Source organism: Bordetella tumulicola (assembly GCF_965138755.1).
GTDB classification, from domain to species: Bacteria; Pseudomonadota; Gammaproteobacteria; order Burkholderiales; family Burkholderiaceae_B; genus Bordetella_A; species Bordetella_A tumulicola.
Map to the genome: position 1 here is coordinate 444,579 of NZ_CBCSFP010000001.1, position 15,516 is coordinate 460,094.

Genomic DNA, 15,516 nt, shown 5'->3' on the forward strand with positions numbered 1-15,516 from the left:
CGCGATCGCTAGCGCGGACCTTACCTCTATGCTGGATATTTTTTATGACTGATACCGTCGCCACGGATTCCATCGACCTATTGATGGTCGGGCCTATGCCTGCCTCCATCACGGCGCACGCCGAGCGCCATTACCGTTTGCATCGCTGGTGGGAACTCAAAGACCAAGCCGCGTTTTTGCAAACACAAGGGAAATCCGTGCAGGGTATCGTTACCAGCGGGCGCCACGGCGCATCGCGCGAACTCATCGAAAGCCTGCCCAATCTGAAAGCCATCATCAGCCAGGGGGTGGGCGTCGACACCATCAACCTCGATGCCGCCAAGGCGCGCAATATCGTCGTCACGAATACGCCCAATGTGCTCAATGCCTGCGTCGCGGATACAGCACTCGCGCTCATCCTGAACGTGTCTCGTCGCTTTTGCGAAGCAGACCGCTTCGTGCGCGATGGCCGCTGGCCAAACGCATCCTTTCCGTTGACGATCAAACCCAGCGGCAAGCGCTGCGGTATCGTCGGCTTGGGCAATATCGGCTTGCAAGTCGCCAAGCGCGCCGAAGCGTTCGACATGAGCATCGCGTATTACAACCGCCGCCCGCGCAACGATGTGCCGGATCACTATCGCTATTACGACGATCTGATCTCGTTGGCGCAAGACAGCGATTTTCTCGTGATCGTCGTGCCGGGCGGGGGGCAGACGCGTCACCTGATCAACGAGGCCGTCCTCAATGCCCTGGGCGCGAATGGCTATCTGATCAACGTCGCACGTGGTTCGGTCGTGGATGAACCCGCGTTAGTGCAGGCTCTACAAGATGGACGCATCGCCGGTGCGGGACTGGATGTGTTCGAGCACGAGCCCCAAGTGCCGCCAGCACTGCTGGAAATGGATCAAGTGGTCGTTTTTCCGCATCTCGCGAGCGGCACTCAAGAAACGCGACAAGCCATGGCGGACTTAACGTTGAGCAATCTAGAGGGTTGGTTCAAACGACGTCAGGTGCTGACGCCTGTCACCTGATGGCGTGTGCTTGCCACGGGCTTGGCGGCATTTCGAATTTTCATTAAGGACTGTCGCCATCGCTGCACGCTGCGGTTTTCGACGCACAATCAGGACCGGATCACACTACGAAACGCAGCGCAAAGCGCATCGAGCGCTTCATGCGCTCGACCACGATGGACCCTGGTGTGCAGCAAGACAGGTAATCGGGCTAGCTCAGGCAGTCCAAGCTTGGCGCCTACGTCCACCGCGCCAAAGGGCAACATCCGCGGTGCCAATGCTGCAATTCCCACTCCTGCCATTACGGCCGCGGCGACTGCGGTCACCCCGCCCCCAACAAAAACCTCTCGCCACGGTATCCCTGCGTCATCAAGCAGCCTCCCCGCCATCGCACGTACCCCACAAGGCTCGGCAAGCGTGGCCAGTGGCAATGGCTCGTTAGCGCGACGCTGCCAATTTGGCGAGGCGAACCACCCGAATGACTCTTGCGCCAGGACCTTCCCGTCGCTGCGATCAGCGTGCTGACGAACGAAGACCGTATCCAACTCTCGGCGATCAAAGCTTTGAAGTAGATCCCCTGATGACCCAATTCGAATCTCGATCAGCAGTTCGGGATCTTGCGCATTCATGCGGGCGATCAATGCCGGGAGTTCAGGCCCCGCAACATGATCGCTGATGCCGATTGTGAGACGTTGCCGCGCCCCGGTGAATGCCGAGAGCGCGCGATCATGTGCCTCCAATAGCTCGCGTGCGAGTTCAAGAAAAGTCGCCCCCTGCGCCGAAATCTCCACGTATCGTGGTGTGCGCTCAACGAGTCGAAATCCAAGCATTTCTTCGAGGCGCTTCAGCTTCAAGCTCATCGCGGCCTGAGTCGTCCTAAGGGCCTCTGCTGCGCGCGTAAAACTGCCGAGCTCGACGATGCGGATGAAGGCCCTAACCGCATCCAAGTCCAGGGATTGTCTAGTCATTTAAATTTCTTATTATTGAAATAAGTATAAATAACATAAAAGAATGAATAATGGTAAGCAATTCCCCCACGTGAGACCCATGGAGAAAACGCACCATGCCACTCGTTAATATTTCCCTACGCACCGGCAAAACCGCAGCCTACAAACAAGCGATCTTTGACAACGTCTACCTCGCACTGCGCGAAACGTTCAACGTTCCCGAGAACGACCAATTCATGCTCCTGACGGAACATGACGCGGCGAGTTTTTGCTACAACGCGTCTTACATGAACGTCGCCCGAAGCGACGAACTGGTGTTCATCCAACTCACCGTGAGCAACACCCGCGACCTGGAGCAAAAAAAGGCCCTGTTCCACCGGATTGCCCAACGACTTGGAGATAACCCGGGGATCCGACCGGATGACGTGTTTATCAATCTGGTTGAGGTCCCCAAAGAGAATTGGTCTTTTGGTCATGGACTCGCGCAATACGCGTGAAAACGACCCCAGAAACCATGCCTGCGAAGCGAGGATCGTTTCGCAGGCAACGAGACTAGTACAGTTGCGGGACGATCATGCTCTGCGGCACGGGATGGCGAATGTAATCTTCATTGCGCACGCGTGCCGGCAAGACGACTTCGGAGCGCTCTACCTCTTCGTAGGGGAACTGCGACAGCAAATGATGGATGCAATTCAGCCGCGCCTGCTTTTTCATATCGGCAGGCACCACCCACCATGGGGCCTCGGCAATATGCGTATGGTCCAGCATGGTTTCCTTGACTCGCGTGTAGTCTTCCCAGCGGCGGCGCGACTCCAGATCCATGGGGCTGAGCTTCCATTGCTTTAACGGGTCATGAATACGACCCAAAAAGCGCAAATGCTGCTCGTCGTCCGTGATAGAGAACCAGTACTTGATGACCTTGATGCCCGAGCGCACCAGCATGCGCTCGAATTCGGGCGCCGACCGAAAGAACTCGTCGTATTCCTCGTCGGTGCAAAATCCCATCACGCGCTCTACCCCGGCGCGGTTGTACCAACTGCGATCGAACAACACCAGTTCCCCCGCCGCGGGCAAGTGTGCCACGTAGCGTTGGAAATACCATTGCGTGCGTTCACGATCGTTGGGCGCGGGTAGCGCCACCACCCGACAGACACGAGGGTTCAGGCGCTGCGTAATCCGCTTGATCACGCCGCCCTTGCCTGCCGCGTCTCGCCCTTCAAAAATAATGACCGCCTTTTGCTTGGTCGCCGCGACCCAGTTCTGCAACTTGACCAGTTCGCCCTGCAGGCGAAATAGTTCACGGAAATACGATATGCGCTGCGCATGGCTCTCTTGCCGTGCCACCGCGTCACCTTCGGCGTTCAAATCATAGGTGCGATCCTCGATTTCCAGTTCCAGCTCTTCATCCAGGCTGTCGAGCAAATCGTTTTCGATACGGCGTCGCAATTCTTCACGATCATCAAGATTCATAGCACGCTCCTTACGCGTTTTTGACAGCGTAGCCAGTTCAGATGAACAATTCTTGACACTGGCCGATCAACCATCTGGTAATGCCAGTGCATACCCCCATGCTCGCAGCTTATCTTGCCGCGTCATGGCCGCATGGGCCGGGCTCGTGGATGGCAGATCAACATACCGCAGATCGCGCGTCGTCAGCGTGGGCAGCACATGCCGCCGGTACATGGCGGCCGCTTTCGCGCCGTTAAAACAGATACGTACAATGGAGGGATGGTTATCCAGAAAGGCCTGAAAATCATTCGGTACGATGCTGGTGATATCAATGCTGGCGTCCAGGCTGCCCGGGCGCACACAGGCCTGCAGCACATCCCACAGCGCAATTCTCGAGGCCATCAATGCCGCACATCGCGCCTCGTAGCTCGCCTGGACCTCAAAACCGCAAACCTCAGCGGCAATCGGCCAAAAAGCGTTGCGCGGATGCGCGTAATACTGCTGCTGCCGCAACGAGGCCACACCGGGCATTGAACCCAATACCAGGATGCGCGCGTCAGGCGCTGTCAGCGGGGCGAAGCCGACCACACGAAGGGAAACTGACATGGGGAAAATCGCTTTCATCCATCGCCAACGATGCGTCGGCGATCCACCGTCCACAATATCAAACGCGGTCATCAGATTCAGTCAGAATCTGATGACCNCGTCGCGGCCTTCCGGCCGTTTACATCGAGCGCAACCGGGCGGGCGTCAGGCCGCCAGGCGATTTTCGATCGACGACTTCACCTTGGGCAATTCGCTGGGCAAACCCTGGGCCAACTGCTGGAACAGGGTGTCGTGCAGGGCGAGTTCGTCCTGCCACGACGCCACATCTACCGAGATCACTTGCTGGAACTGATCGGGGCTGAACTCCAGGCCGGTCCAATCAATGTCCTGATAGGTGGGCGAAACCCCGAATACCTGCTCGGCGCCGCCGGCCGATCCGTCGATACGGCCCAGCATCCATTTCAGGACACGCATATTGTCACCAAAACCGGGCCACACGAATTTGCCGTCCGGTCCTTTGCGGAACCAGTTCACGCAATAAATATGCGGCAACACGGCACCCGCGTCCTGCAGGCGCTTGCCCAACTTGAGCCAATGGCCGAAATAATCGCTCATGTTGTAGCCGCAGAACGGCAACATGGCGAACGGATCGCGACGCACGACGCCCTGCTGGCCTGCCGCCGCGGCAGTGGTCTCGGAGCCCATGGTCGCCGCCATGTACACACCTTCGACCCAATTGCGGGCTTCGGTGACCAACGGCACGGTCGTCGAACGACGCCCGCCGAAGATGAATGCGTCAATGACTACCCCGTCTGGGTTTTCCCATTCGGGATCAATGGACGGGCATTGTGAGGCCGGCGCGGTAAAGCGTGCGTTCGGGTGTGCCGCCTTGCGGCCGGTTTCCTTGGCGATCTGCGGCGTCCAGTCCCGTCCCTGCCAATCGATCAGGTGGTCCGGCGGTGTATCCGTCATGCCTTCCCACCAAACGTCGCCATCATCGGTCAAGGCGACGTTGGTGAAAATGACGTTGGACTTCAGCGTGGCCATCGCATTGAAGTTGGTTTTTTCGCTGGTGCCAGGAGCCACTCCGAAATAACCCGCTTCGGGGTTGATGGCTCGCAGACGTCCGTCGGCACCCGGCTTGATCCAGGCGATGTCGTCGCCCACGGTCGAGACCTTCCAGCCGTCCATGCCCTCGGGCGGGATCAACATTGCAAAGTTGGTCTTGCCACATGCCGACGGAAAAGCCGCCGCCACGTGATATTTTTTCCCCTTGGGCGAGGTCACGCCCAAAATCAGCATGTGCTCGGCCAACCACCCCTGGTCGCGGCCCATCGTCGATGCGATTCGCAAGGCAAAGCATTTCTTGCCCAACAACGCGTTGCCGCCGTAGCCGGAGCCAAAGCTCCAGATCTCACGCGTTTCCGGGTAATGCACAATGTACTTCGTCGGGTTGCACGGCCAGGAGACATCGGCCTCACCCTCGGCCAGCGGCTTGCCCACGCTATGCACGCACGGCACAAACTCACCATCGGTGCCCAGCACGTCAAACACAGCACGACCCATCCGGGTCATGATGCGCATATTCACCACCACATACGGGCTGTCGGAAAGCTCAATGCCGATGTGCGCGATATCCGAGCCCAACGGACCCATCGAGAATGGCACCACGTACAGGGTGCGGCCTCGCATCGCGCCGTCAAACAAGCCGTCCAGCGTCACACGCATTTCGGCGGGATCGGCCCAATTGTTGGTCGGCCCGGCATCTTCAGGACGCTCGGAGCAAATAAAGGTGCGGTCTTCGACACGCGCTACATCAGAGGGGTCGGAGCAGCCGAGATAAGAATTAGGCCGTTTCGCGGCGTTCAGGCGTTTCAGCGTCCCGGCTTGCACCATCTGCTCGCACAAGCGGTCGTACTCGTCTTGGGAACCATCACACCAGACCACATTGTCTGGTTTCGTCAGCGCGGCCACACGTGCCACCCACTCGACCAGCCCCTGGTGCTTGACGTATTCGGGAACGTTAAGCGAAGCGATTCCTCCGTCGAACGGCTTATTCATCAGGCCCATCTCCTAAATGTAAACGGCGATGNGGGNCCCGCTGGGACCCGCATTTCATAAATGTTTTCTAAACGCAGTCATATTACTTGCATGCATTGCCAACGCAGCGATTCCAGGCGTCGGGAATGCAACATCGTATTTCTGTAGCGTCCCCAATAACTGATCGGCGCTCGCGCAAGCACTGACGCGGCCTCGCGGCGTAGTGAGGGTACTCCATTCATCACACAACGGGTCACTCAGCAGGGTAAACCCCAAGAAAGCGATATGATGGGGGCCGAATCGTACTGGCGCACTCTCCATGCAGCAAATCGAACTCAACGACAGTACCGCCGACCGCTATTTGCTGGACGCGCCAGGCTCGTCACTACTGGCCTTCCATAGCCGCACGTGCGCAACCTGCAAGGTCGCTCGCGAGCAACTGCCCAACCTGGACTTGCCGGTCGATCGTCTGTGTTGGATTGATGCGGGTGATAACGGCGGCTTAGTCGAGCGCTACGAGGTCTTTCACTTACCTGCCTTGTTTCTGACGCGCGACGGGGCTTATTACGGCCAGGTCAATGCCTCGCTGGCCGAATGGGATTTACGTCAGCAAATCAGCCTGGCACTCGATAGCTATCCCGCCGAGCTGCCCTAGGGCGCCGGTCCGTAGCACGAACGATCAGCCAGGCCGGACCGCGGCGATCAAATCCGAAAGACGACGGCGCTGCCGGCCAGCCTCATCGAAATTGTGTGGCGCCAACCACTGCGTCATCGCCTCGCGGACGGCCGGCCACTCGCCGTCCACGATCGAGAACCACGCCGTGTCGCGATTGCGCCCCTTGTACACCACCGCCTGGCGAAAGATCCCTTCGAACTGAAATCCCAGGCGCAACGCGGCAGCCCGTGACGGGCCATTCAAACTATCGCACTTCCATTCATAGCGGCGATACCCCAATTGATCAAACGCACGGCACATCAAGAGATACTGGGCTTCGGTCGCTGCCGGGGTGCGCTTCAACAAATCTGAATAGGCCACATTGCCGACCTCCATCACCCCGTTGGCCGGATCAATACGCATGGAAGACAAAGTACCCACCGCCTGCCCGCTAGCCAGATCGATCACCGCGAAGTGCTGTGGGTCCTCAGAGGCCTGCATCGCGCGCGCATGCGTCAGGTAGCTGGCCTCGTCGGGAAACGGGCCGGCGAACATGTACGTCCAATCGGCATCCTCCGGCGTCTGGCGAAAGGCGGCGTACAACGCCGCGCCATGACGTTCGACGTCGACCGGCTCCAGCCGGCAGTAATGACCAACCATGGGTTCGCGTGCGGGCCGCGGACGCGCGACCCAGTTCGGTACAGGCTCCCCCACGGGGCGTTCGGACACAGCACTCGTCGACATCACAAAGATCCTTTTGATCTACCCAATCAATCCACTCAATAACAGCATTGCCAATAGCAGCCAGAACAGGCCCGACACGATGGAGCGGCCAATGAAGGCTTTTATCGCAGCCCAGAACAACAGCAGGCCCAGAATCAACAACGCAAAATTGAACACCGACGGACTCATACCCAAGGCGCCCGCCAATCCCGAAAAAAAATCGCCGATCGCCGAACCGAATCCGCCAAACACATAACGGATGCCGGACACGATGGCACGGATTACTTCGCCAAGTATGGCGCCTACCGAACCGAAGAAACTATTTTCTGTCTGCATGCATTCTCATCACAGGGTCACCCCGAACGCAGCCTCAACCGGCACTGCCACCGCCAGAATGTATCTCAACTATGACCGCCGTGCCTATGGAATAACTGGCCAGGTCGCAGGATACCCGCCGATTTGCGGTTTAACATTAGCCCTTTCATCCCGTTCTTTTCAGAAAGACTCGTAACAAGGAAAAATGATGGCTTTCGATTTTGACTTATACGTCATAGGCGCAGGTTCAGGCGGTGTGCGCGCAGCACGCTTTGCCGCCGGATTCGGCGCCCGCGTAGCAGTTGCGGAAAGCCGCTATCTGGGCGGCACCTGCGTCAACGTCGGATGCGTGCCGAAAAAACTGCTGGTCTACGGGGCACATTTTCACGAGGACTTCGAGCAAGCGTCCGGCTTTGGCTGGACAGTGGGCGCGCCCGGCTTTGACTGGCCAACCCTGATCGGCAACAAAAACCGTGAGATCGAACGCCTGAACGGGATTTATCGCAATTTGCTGGTCAACAGTGGCGTCACCTTGCACGAGGGGCATGCCCGTCTGGTGGATCCTCATACCGTCGAGATCAATGGCGAACGCCACACCGCCGAACACATCCTGGTTGCGACCGGTGGGTGGCCGCAGATCCCCGATCTCCCGGGCAAAGAGCACGCGATCACCTCGAACGAGGCGTTTTTTCTGAAGGCATTGCCACGTCGGATCGTGGTGGTGGGCGGTGGCTATATTGCCGTCGAATTTGCCTCCATATTCAATGGTTTGGGTGCCCAAACTACCCAGCTATACCGGCGCGAGCTATTCCTGCGCGGGTTCGATGGCAGTGTGCGCGAGCACCTGCGCGACGAGTTGATAAAAAAGGGCGTGGACCTGCGCTTTAATGCCGATATCGCCCGCATTGACAAGCGCGACGACGGTACGCTGGTGGCCACCCTCAAGAATGGCGATCTCATCGAAACCGACTGCGTGTTTTACGCCACCGGCCGCCGCCCCATGCTCGATAACCTGGGGCTCGAAAATACGGCTGTGACGCTCGATGACAACGGCTTTATCGCGGTCAACGACGAATACCAGACCAGCGAGCCGTCCATTTTGGCCATCGGCGATGTGATTGGTCGCGTACCGCTCACCCCCGTCGCGCTGGCCGAAGGCATGGCCGTGGCGCGCCGCCTGTTCAAGCCCACGGAATACCACAAGGTCGATTACAACCTGATCCCCACGGCCGTCTTCAGCCTGCCCAATATCGGCACGGTTGGTCTGACCACCGAGGCCGCGATCGAAGCCGGCTATCGCGTCAAGCGTTTCGAGAGCCGCTTTCGTCCCATGAAGCTCACGCTGACCGACATCCAGGAAAAGACGCTCATGAAACTGGTCGTGGATGCCGACACTGACCGTGTACTCGGCTGCCATATGGTGGGGCCCGACGCCGGCGAAATTATGCAAGGCCTGGCGGTCGCGCTCAAAGCCGGCGCCACCAAGCAGGTGTTTGACGAAACCATCGGCATCCATCCGACGGCTGCCGAAGAGTTCGTCACCCTGCGTACGCCCGTTCAGGCGTGATTTCGAATGCGATAATCGCGCAGCCCCGCCACCTGAGACTGTTATGACCCCCAGCAACACCCCACTATACGACCGTGNCGCCGGCGAGCCCGGCGCCACCCAAGACACCACTCGTATCAATGACGTGCGGATCGATGCCGTACGCCCGCTGATTTCGCCAGCCCTGCTGCAGGACGAATTGCCTATCCCCGATTCGACGCTGGCCTTGGTCGAAGACGCGCGCGTGCGCATTGCCGATGTGCTTCATGGTCGCGATGACCGGCTCGTCGTCGTCGTAGGCCCCTGTTCCATCCACGATCACGACCAGGCCCTGGAGTACGCCCGCCATTTGAAAGAAACTGCACAGTCGCTCAGCGACGATCTGCTGATCGTCATGCGCGTGTACTTCGAAAAACCGCGCACCACCGTGGGCTGGAAGGGGTATATCAACGACCCCCGCCTGGACGGCAGTTTCCGCATCAACGAAGGCCTGCGCCGCGCACGCGAATTGCTGCTGGAAATTGGCGCGCTGGGCCTGCCCATCGGCACCGAGTTTCTCGATCTGCTCAGCCCGCAGTACATTGCGGATCTGGTCGCCTGGGGCGCCATTGGCGCGCGCACCACAGAAAGCCCCAGTCATCGTCAATTGGCCTCGGGCTTGAGCTGCCCGCTGGGCTTTAAAAATGGCACGGATGGGAGCATGCAGGTCGCCGCCGATGCCATCGTCGCGGCCAGCGCCAAGCACGCCTTCATGGGTATGACCAAGATGGGAGTAGCCGCGATTTTTGAAACGCGCGGTAATGACGACACCCATGTCATCTTGCGCGGTGGCAAACAAGGCCCCAACTATGATGCGGCCAATGTTCAGGCCAGTTGCGCTGCCCTCAAATCAGCCGGACAGCGCGAACAAGTCATGATCGACTGCTCGCACGCGAACTCCAACAAATCGCACGAGCGTCAGATCGATGTCGCGCGTGATATCGGAACTCAGCTCGCTAATGGCGATCAGCGCATCATCGGCGTCATGATTGAAAGCCACCTGGAAGCCGGCCGACAGGACCTGAAGCCCGGCGTAACGTTGCGTCACGGCGTGTCCATTACCGATGCCTGCCTGAGCTGGGCGCAAACGGAGCCCGTGCTCGTCGGTCTGGCCGAGGCCGTGCGCCAACGTCGCGCACGCCAAGCCGTCTGATCGGGATGCAACGCTGCGTAACTCTCCGCAACATCCCGCCCGGCCACTCGTCGGACAATTGAACCTATCGGCGGGCAAGCTGGCCTATTATGGAGGTCTATTCCGTACGAAGGAGCCCTCATGATTCGCAAGCTGACCCCCATTATCCTCGCTGCCATCCTGACTGCCTGCGCGTCGCCCGGTACACAACAGGCTCCCGCCGATACCACGACGTCCGGTGGTGGCAGCATGTCCTCGGGCAGCACTCAGCCCGGCACCTGCGACGCCCAAGCCGTGCAGAACTTGGTGGGTCAACAGTACACGGAGTCCCTCGATAGCGATATCCAGTCGGGCGCCGGCGCCAATCAAATACGCGTATTGAAGCCTGGTCAGGTCATGACCATGGAATACAACCCCGCCCGCGTAAACGTCATCATCGAAGACAACGGCGCGATCAGCGCCATACGCTGCGGCTGAGTTTCGTCCGAATTCAAGCGCAAGAGTCGGAGTGCCCCCGGGCACTCCGCTGTCTATCCTTCGGGTATAGACAGCACGCACTGGCCACGCCATGAATCTGGATTTATTCGCCCCTGACGACATTCCCCTGCTCGACGTCCCACTGGGACCGCGAGCCGTGGTCCTGCGCGGCCTGGCATTGCCCTATGTCGAGGCATTGCTACCCGACCTGGATCGCATCTTCACGGCAGCACCACCGCGCCACATGGTGACACCGGGTGGATTCCGGATGTCCGTCGCCCTCACCAACTGCGGCGCGCTGGGCTGGACCACGGATCGACGCGGATACCGCTATAGCGATACCGATCCCCAGACCGGCCAATGCTGGCCCGCCCTGCCCGACACCTTCTTGTCTCTTGCTCGGTCAGCGGCGGACGCGGCCGGTTTTTCGGATTTTCAACCGGATGCCTGCCTGATCAACCGCTATGTACCTGGCGCTGGTGTGAGCTTGCACCAAGACAAAAATGAACGAAATTTCGATGCACCGATTGTGTCCGTATCAATGGGCATCCCCGCCGTCTTCCTGTTCGGCGGCCTGCAGCGCAGCGACCGTGCGCAACGCGTCTTGCTGCAGCACGGTGACGTTGCAGTATGGGGGGGACCGGACCGGCTACGCTATCACGCCGTCTCGCCCCTGAAAGATGCCACGCACCCATTATTCGGGGCCGCACGCATCAACCTGACGTTCCGCCAAGCTGGCTAGGCACCGTTCATCCGACCGTGGCCTCACTGCACCCTTGCCTATTTATCGTTGCGCGCCTCGGCCAAGGCGACGGTCAGATGCATGACTTTTTTCTTCAAGCCATCGCGCTCTTCGGTCAGCGACGCTACCAGACGCCGCAGGCGGGCAACCTCGGCGGGATAATCCTCAATCGCCTCAATGGGCGGCTCAGCCTCGGCGCCCTCGGCCACATTCGACGCGTCGTCCCCCGCTGGCGACTTTGCTTGCGCCTTGGCCTCGCGCGCCTGACGGGCCAACTCCCTTAGTGCCTTGCGGCCCTCGGCGGCGGCCGCGACCTGCTGCTCCGCCGGCATCGCTGCGACTGCGGCGGCGGCATTAATCGAAATATCCCCCGACCGCACGGCGCGCACCAGCTCCGGCGCGGCGGCCTTGTGGATTTTCTCGATCTGGCCCAGCGTATTGCTGCTTAGCCTGGCCGCACGGGCCAATGCCTGACGATTGGGGATGACCACCGGCTGCGCGGGTGCGGGCCCGTCGCTCGCCTGATCCGTCTCGGCCTGCTGTGCCTGACGAGCTTGCAATGCCTGCTGCCGCTGCTGCAGGATTTCCTTTTTTCGCAACGCCAGCACGCCCCGCTGGAAATCCGACACGCTGCGGCGGCCGAGGTGATTTTCAATCATCCACAGCCGTACATCATCCATCGAGGTAAAACGGGTATTTTGAATCGTCTTGAACTCAATGCCATGTTTGGTGCATAACGCATAGCGATTATGCCCATCCACCAGGACATCCCCCCACAGCACCAGCGCATCGCGGCACCCTTCGGCCAGCAGGCTGTGCTCTAGTGCCTCGTATTCCTCCGCACTCAGGGGGTCAATATAGGTTCGTAATTCTTCGTTAATCTGGATAGTCATCGTGACGATCATTTGTCGGTCAACTGCGCGACCGCTATTAGAACACCGAGCGCCTGCTCACGCTGCGCCCGGACCATATGTCAACAAGTGTTAATAACGCCCACATGACGCGGCCCGGTGGTACGCTTTCCGTACCTTTACCCAGGAAGAACACACCATGAACTCCCCTGCTACCCTTTCCGACGAATTGCTGGCGCAGCTGCAAGGCGGACCGATGCAGCAAATCTCTCAACAACTGGGCACCGATACCGCCCAGACGCAGGATGCCGTCAGTGCAGCCATCCCGATGCTGTTGGGCACGCTGGGCCAAAACGCATCACAGCCCCAAGGCGCTCAAGCTTTATTCGGCGCCCTCGAGCGTGATCATGCTGGTGGTGGCGCCGACCTGGGCGGCCTGCTGGGTTCATTGCTGGGCGGCGGCGCGGGCGCAGGCGCCAATGCCGCGCAAGTTGACGGTGCCAGCATTCTGGGCAACATCTTTGGCGGTAACCAACAACGCGCCGAAGAAAATCTAGGCCAGGCCACCGGCCTGGGCGGCGGCAACGCCTCGAACCTGCTGCAGATCCTCGCCCCTATCGTCATGGCCTTCTTGGCCAAGCGCATGCAGGGCAACAACATGGATGCCGGCAGCCTCGGCTCCGAGCTGGGCCAGGAACGTGATGCCGTTCAACAGCAAGGCGGCCTGGGTGGCGGCCTGCTGGGCTCGATGCTGGATCAGGACGGCGACGGTCAAGTCGGCCTGGGCGATCTGCTGAAGATGGGCGGCGGACTGTTCGGCAAGCGTTAACTCCGCACGACACGCAGACTATGCCGTGGCCGCCCGCGGCGTAGTCTGTGACGATTGGCCTGCCACCAGAGCCTGCGCCAGCGTCTCAAATATCGCCTGCGGGCCGATCAGCTCCGCAATCATGGCCTTGCGCAACTTGCCTTGCACCCGCGGATTCGCCTCGGCCAGCAACACGCGTACACCGCGGGCACGCAGACGCACGATGACGTCCTCCAGGACCTGCAATCCAGTCACATCCACAAACGGTACCCGACGCAAGCAAATGACGAGTACTCTGGGTTCCGTTTTGCTAAACGCCAGCGTCTGCTCGAAATTCTCCACCGCCGCAAAAAACAGCGGCCCCTCGACGATATAGACCATCACATCGTCGGGCAGATCGTCCATACTGTGCGTCGTCAATTCACGCCGCAGTTCATCGTGACCCATTTGCCGCACCCCCACGCTGGATGCCATGCGACGCAGAAAATGCAGTGTCGCCAGAATCACGCCGATATTCACCGCCACGACCAGATCGGCAAACACCGTCAAGGCAAAGGTCACCAGCAAAATCACCACGTCGGCACGCGGGGCGCGTCGCAGCATTTTGACGACGTGCCGTAAATCACTCATGTTCCAGGCGACCATAAACAGAATAGCCGCCAAGGCCGCCAACGGCACATTCTCCGCTAATGGCGCCAGCACCACGATGATGGCAATCAGTGTGACGGCATGCATGATACCGGCCAGCGGGCTGGTTCCCCCGTTACGAATATTCGTCGCCGTCCGGGCGATCGCACCCGTGGCCGCAATGCCGCCAAACAGCGGCGCGGCGATATTCGCAATCCCCTGGCCGATCAATTCCTGATTAGAGTTGTGGCGAGTCCCCGCCATACTATCGGCGACCACCGCCGACAGGAGCGATTCGATCGCACCCAGCATGGCAATCGCAAAGGCGGGGCCGATCAACTCGATCACCCTGGACAGGGTCACCTCCGGCCATTCCCAGGTCGGCAGCCCCTGAGGTACCCCGCCAAATGCCGAACCGATCGTCGCCACGCCGTCAAAACCGAACACTGCCTGCAGCGTCGTGGCCACGATCAGGGCAATCATTGGGGCAGGCACGCGTTTCAGATAGGCAATCTTGGTAGACACGATCAACAACGCCAGACTCAGCACGGCAAGCGCCGTCGTCGCCACATGCAAGTTCGGAAAGGCCTGCAGTAATTGCCAAAATTTCTCGTGAAAGTGTGTCCCGGTAACGTTGGACAGTCCAAAGAAGTCTTTCCACTGCCCGACCCAGATAATGACGCCGATACCGGCCGTAAAACCCACAATCACAGGTGCGGGGATGAACTTGATCACCGCTCCCATGCGTGCCACACCCAACAACATCAGGATCACGCCCGCCATCATGGTCGCAATCTGTAGCCCGCCCACGCCATGCTCGGCGACGATCGCCGCCAGAATCACGATGAATGCACCCGTTGGGCCGGCGATCTGCAGTCGACTGCCCCCAAAGATAGACACCGCCAAGCCCGCCACAATCGCGGTATACAGACCTTGTTCCGGCTTTACCCCTGAGGCAATGGCAAATGCCATCGCCAACGGCAAGGCCACCACCCCCACAATCACCCCTGACACAATATTCGGCAGCCAATGCTGACGTTGAAACAGACCCGCCCTGTAAGCTTCACGCAACGCAATCACGTCGTCCATCCTTGGATACGAATATGCCGCCCGGCCCGGGCTTCAGTACAGAATGTCACAGTCTACCGCTACGCAGCACTGAATTCTCCCGGATAGACTTCAGCTTTCTACTCGCCCCGGAGATTTCCATGTCTTATATGCTGCTTATTGTCGAACCCATCGGCCAACGCGCGCAGCGTACACCCGAGGCGGGCCAGGCCGCCTACGACAGCATGCTGCAATACGCCGCCGATCTGAAATCCCGCGGTTTGCTGCAAGACGCACAATCCCTCAAATCGGAAACCGACGGCGTCAAACTACAGGTCCGTGACGGCCGGCAACGCCTGCTGGACGGCCCGTATGCCGAAGCCAAAGAAATGATCGGCGGTTTTTTTCTGCTGAATTGCGAGACGCGCGAACAGGCCGTCGCCATCGCGGCCGAATGCCCCGCTGCCCAGTGGTGCACGGTCGAAATACGCGAACTCGGTCCCTGCTTTGCCTAGGCCGGCGGGCATCACATTGTCATATATCGGGTTTTCCCTATTAATTCCATTTTGATGTCGTTCTTGAG

The 15,516-nt window shown here is 59.5% G+C and carries 15 protein-coding genes and 2 pseudogenes; 9 read left to right on the forward strand and 8 right to left on the reverse strand.

Features of this window, described 5'->3' with window-relative positions; translation table 11 throughout:
* Nucleotides 1-44 precede the first annotated feature (44 nt).
* Nucleotides 45-1,010 carry a 2-hydroxyacid dehydrogenase gene (locus tag ACNAZS_RS02090; protein ID WP_415785660.1) on the forward strand — a complete coding sequence of 322 codons (966 nt, stop codon included), beginning with the start codon at nt 45-47 and terminating at the stop codon, nt 1,008-1,010.
* A gap of 89 nt (nt 1,011-1,099) precedes the next feature.
* Here the strand turns inward: ACNAZS_RS02090 and ACNAZS_RS02095 are convergent, their stop codons facing one another.
* Entirely contained in the window at nt 1,100-1,957 is an 858-nt protein-coding gene (locus tag ACNAZS_RS02095; RefSeq protein ID WP_415785662.1) for a LysR family transcriptional regulator, read from the reverse strand.
* A gap of 95 nt (nt 1,958-2,052) precedes the next feature.
* On the opposite strand from ACNAZS_RS02095, the gene ACNAZS_RS02100 reads away from it, so the two are divergent.
* Entirely contained in the window at nt 2,053-2,433 is a 381-nt protein-coding gene (locus tag ACNAZS_RS02100; protein WP_415785664.1) for a tautomerase family protein, read from the forward strand.
* A 55-nt stretch (nt 2,434-2,488) separates the two neighbouring features.
* Here the strand turns inward: ACNAZS_RS02100 and ppk2 are convergent, their stop codons facing one another.
* The 3 genes from ppk2 to ACNAZS_RS02115 form a co-directional block, all read right to left on the reverse strand.
* On the reverse strand, nt 2,489-3,406 hold the full coding sequence (gene ppk2, locus ACNAZS_RS02105) for a polyphosphate kinase 2 (RefSeq protein ID WP_415785666.1): 918 nt from the start codon (nt 3,404-3,406) through the stop codon (nt 2,489-2,491).
* A 66-nt stretch (nt 3,407-3,472) separates the two neighbouring features.
* Nucleotides 3,473-3,991: a DNA-deoxyinosine glycosylase gene (locus ACNAZS_RS02110; protein ID WP_415785668.1), complete on the reverse strand. Its 519-nt coding sequence runs from the start codon at nt 3,989-3,991 to the stop codon at nt 3,473-3,475.
* 144 nt (nt 3,992-4,135) lie between these two features.
* Nucleotides 4,136-5,992, reverse strand: coding sequence for a phosphoenolpyruvate carboxykinase (GTP) (locus ACNAZS_RS02115; protein WP_415785670.1), 1,857 nt, complete (start codon nt 5,990-5,992; stop codon nt 4,136-4,138).
* A gap of 298 nt (nt 5,993-6,290) precedes the next feature.
* Here ACNAZS_RS02115 and ACNAZS_RS02120 point away from each other — a divergent pair, with 298 nt between their 5' ends.
* Complete coding sequence (locus ACNAZS_RS02120; protein ID WP_415785672.1) at nt 6,291-6,626, forward strand: thioredoxin domain-containing protein; 336 nt, start codon at nt 6,291-6,293, stop codon at nt 6,624-6,626.
* Between the two features lie 54 nt (nt 6,627-6,680).
* On the opposite strand, the pseudogene ACNAZS_RS02125 reads toward ACNAZS_RS02120, so the two are convergent.
* A pseudogene (locus ACNAZS_RS02125) lies at nt 6,681-7,370 on the reverse strand (GNAT family N-acetyltransferase); the annotation flags it as partial.
* 18 nt (nt 7,371-7,388) lie between these two features.
* Nucleotides 7,389-7,685, reverse strand: coding sequence for a hypothetical protein (locus tag ACNAZS_RS02130; protein ID WP_415785674.1), 297 nt, complete (start codon nt 7,683-7,685; stop codon nt 7,389-7,391).
* Nucleotides 7,686-7,872: 187 nt separating this feature from the next.
* On the opposite strand from ACNAZS_RS02130, the gene gorA reads away from it, so the two are divergent.
* The 4 genes and pseudogenes from gorA to alkB all read left to right on the forward strand — a co-directional run bounded on the left by gorA (nt 7,873) and on the right by alkB (nt 11,600).
* Nucleotides 7,873-9,231: a glutathione-disulfide reductase gene (gene gorA, locus ACNAZS_RS02135; RefSeq protein ID WP_415787025.1), complete on the forward strand. Its 1,359-nt coding sequence runs from the start codon at nt 7,873-7,875 to the stop codon at nt 9,229-9,231.
* Between the two features lie 78 nt (nt 9,232-9,309).
* A pseudogene (locus ACNAZS_RS02140) lies at nt 9,310-10,402 on the forward strand (3-deoxy-7-phosphoheptulonate synthase); the annotation flags it as partial.
* A 120-nt stretch (nt 10,403-10,522) separates the two neighbouring features.
* Nucleotides 10,523-10,858, forward strand: a complete 336-nt coding sequence (locus ACNAZS_RS02145; RefSeq protein WP_415785676.1) for an I78 family peptidase inhibitor — start codon at nt 10,523-10,525, stop codon at nt 10,856-10,858.
* Nucleotides 10,859-10,949: 91 nt separating this feature from the next.
* Nucleotides 10,950-11,600 (forward strand): DNA oxidative demethylase AlkB, encoded by a 651-nt coding sequence (gene alkB, locus ACNAZS_RS02150; protein WP_415785678.1) that lies wholly within the window; start codon nt 10,950-10,952, stop codon nt 11,598-11,600.
* A gap of 38 nt (nt 11,601-11,638) precedes the next feature.
* Here alkB and ACNAZS_RS02155 read toward each other — a convergent pair whose 3' ends face one another.
* Entirely contained in the window at nt 11,639-12,505 is an 867-nt protein-coding gene (locus ACNAZS_RS02155; protein WP_415785680.1) for a ParB N-terminal domain-containing protein, read from the reverse strand.
* Nucleotides 12,506-12,650: 145 nt separating this feature from the next.
* Here ACNAZS_RS02155 and ACNAZS_RS02160 point away from each other — a divergent pair, with 145 nt between their 5' ends.
* Nucleotides 12,651-13,280 carry a DUF937 domain-containing protein gene (locus ACNAZS_RS02160; protein ID WP_415785682.1) on the forward strand — a complete coding sequence of 210 codons (630 nt, stop codon included), beginning with the start codon at nt 12,651-12,653 and terminating at the stop codon, nt 13,278-13,280.
* A gap of 18 nt (nt 13,281-13,298) precedes the next feature.
* Here ACNAZS_RS02160 and ACNAZS_RS02165 read toward each other — a convergent pair whose 3' ends face one another.
* Nucleotides 13,299-14,975: a SulP family inorganic anion transporter gene (locus tag ACNAZS_RS02165; protein ID WP_415785684.1), complete on the reverse strand. Its 1,677-nt coding sequence runs from the start codon at nt 14,973-14,975 to the stop codon at nt 13,299-13,301.
* A gap of 119 nt (nt 14,976-15,094) precedes the next feature.
* Between ACNAZS_RS02165 and ACNAZS_RS02170 the strand changes: the two genes are divergently transcribed.
* Entirely contained in the window at nt 15,095-15,448 is a 354-nt protein-coding gene (locus ACNAZS_RS02170; RefSeq protein ID WP_415785686.1) for a YciI family protein, read from the forward strand.
* Nucleotides 15,449-15,516: the final 68 nt, after the last annotated feature.

Excerpts from the sequence above, each read along its gene's own strand:
- gorA (WP_415787025.1), top strand. The coding sequence starts at position 7,873 with ATGGCTTTCGATTTTGACTTATACGTCATAGGCGCAGGTTCAGGCGGT.
- ACNAZS_RS02095 (WP_415785662.1), bottom strand. The coding sequence starts at position 1,957 with ATGACTAGACAATCCCTGGACTTGGATGCGGTTAGGGCCTTCATCCGC.
- ACNAZS_RS02130 (WP_415785674.1), bottom strand. The coding sequence starts at position 7,685 with ATGCAGACAGAAAATAGTTTCTTCGGTTCGGTAGGCGCCATACTTGGC.
- ACNAZS_RS02170 (WP_415785686.1), top strand. The coding sequence starts at position 15,095 with ATGTCTTATATGCTGCTTATTGTCGAACCCATCGGCCAACGCGCGCAG.
- alkB (WP_415785678.1), top strand. The coding sequence starts at position 10,950 with ATGAATCTGGATTTATTCGCCCCTGACGACATTCCCCTGCTCGACGTC.
- ACNAZS_RS02145 (WP_415785676.1), top strand. The coding sequence starts at position 10,523 with ATGATTCGCAAGCTGACCCCCATTATCCTCGCTGCCATCCTGACTGCC.
- ppk2 (WP_415785666.1), bottom strand. The coding sequence starts at position 3,406 with ATGAATCTTGATGATCGTGAAGAATTGCGACGCCGTATCGAAAACGAT.
- ACNAZS_RS02115 (WP_415785670.1), bottom strand. The coding sequence starts at position 5,992 with ATGAATAAGCCGTTCGACGGAGGAATCGCTTCGCTTAACGTTCCCGAA.
- ACNAZS_RS02110 (WP_415785668.1), bottom strand. The coding sequence starts at position 3,991 with ATGTCAGTTTCCCTTCGTGTGGTCGGCTTCGCCCCGCTGACAGCGCCT.
- ACNAZS_RS02120 (WP_415785672.1), top strand. The coding sequence starts at position 6,291 with ATGCAGCAAATCGAACTCAACGACAGTACCGCCGACCGCTATTTGCTG.
- ACNAZS_RS02100 (WP_415785664.1), top strand. The coding sequence starts at position 2,053 with ATGCCACTCGTTAATATTTCCCTACGCACCGGCAAAACCGCAGCCTAC.
- ACNAZS_RS02155 (WP_415785680.1), bottom strand. The coding sequence starts at position 12,505 with ATGATCGTCACGATGACTATCCAGATTAACGAAGAATTACGAACCTAT.
- ACNAZS_RS02160 (WP_415785682.1), top strand. The coding sequence starts at position 12,651 with ATGAACTCCCCTGCTACCCTTTCCGACGAATTGCTGGCGCAGCTGCAA.
- ACNAZS_RS02165 (WP_415785684.1), bottom strand. The coding sequence starts at position 14,975 with ATGGACGACGTGATTGCGTTGCGTGAAGCTTACAGGGCGGGTCTGTTT.
- ACNAZS_RS02090 (WP_415785660.1), top strand. The coding sequence starts at position 45 with ATGACTGATACCGTCGCCACGGATTCCATCGACCTATTGATGGTCGGG.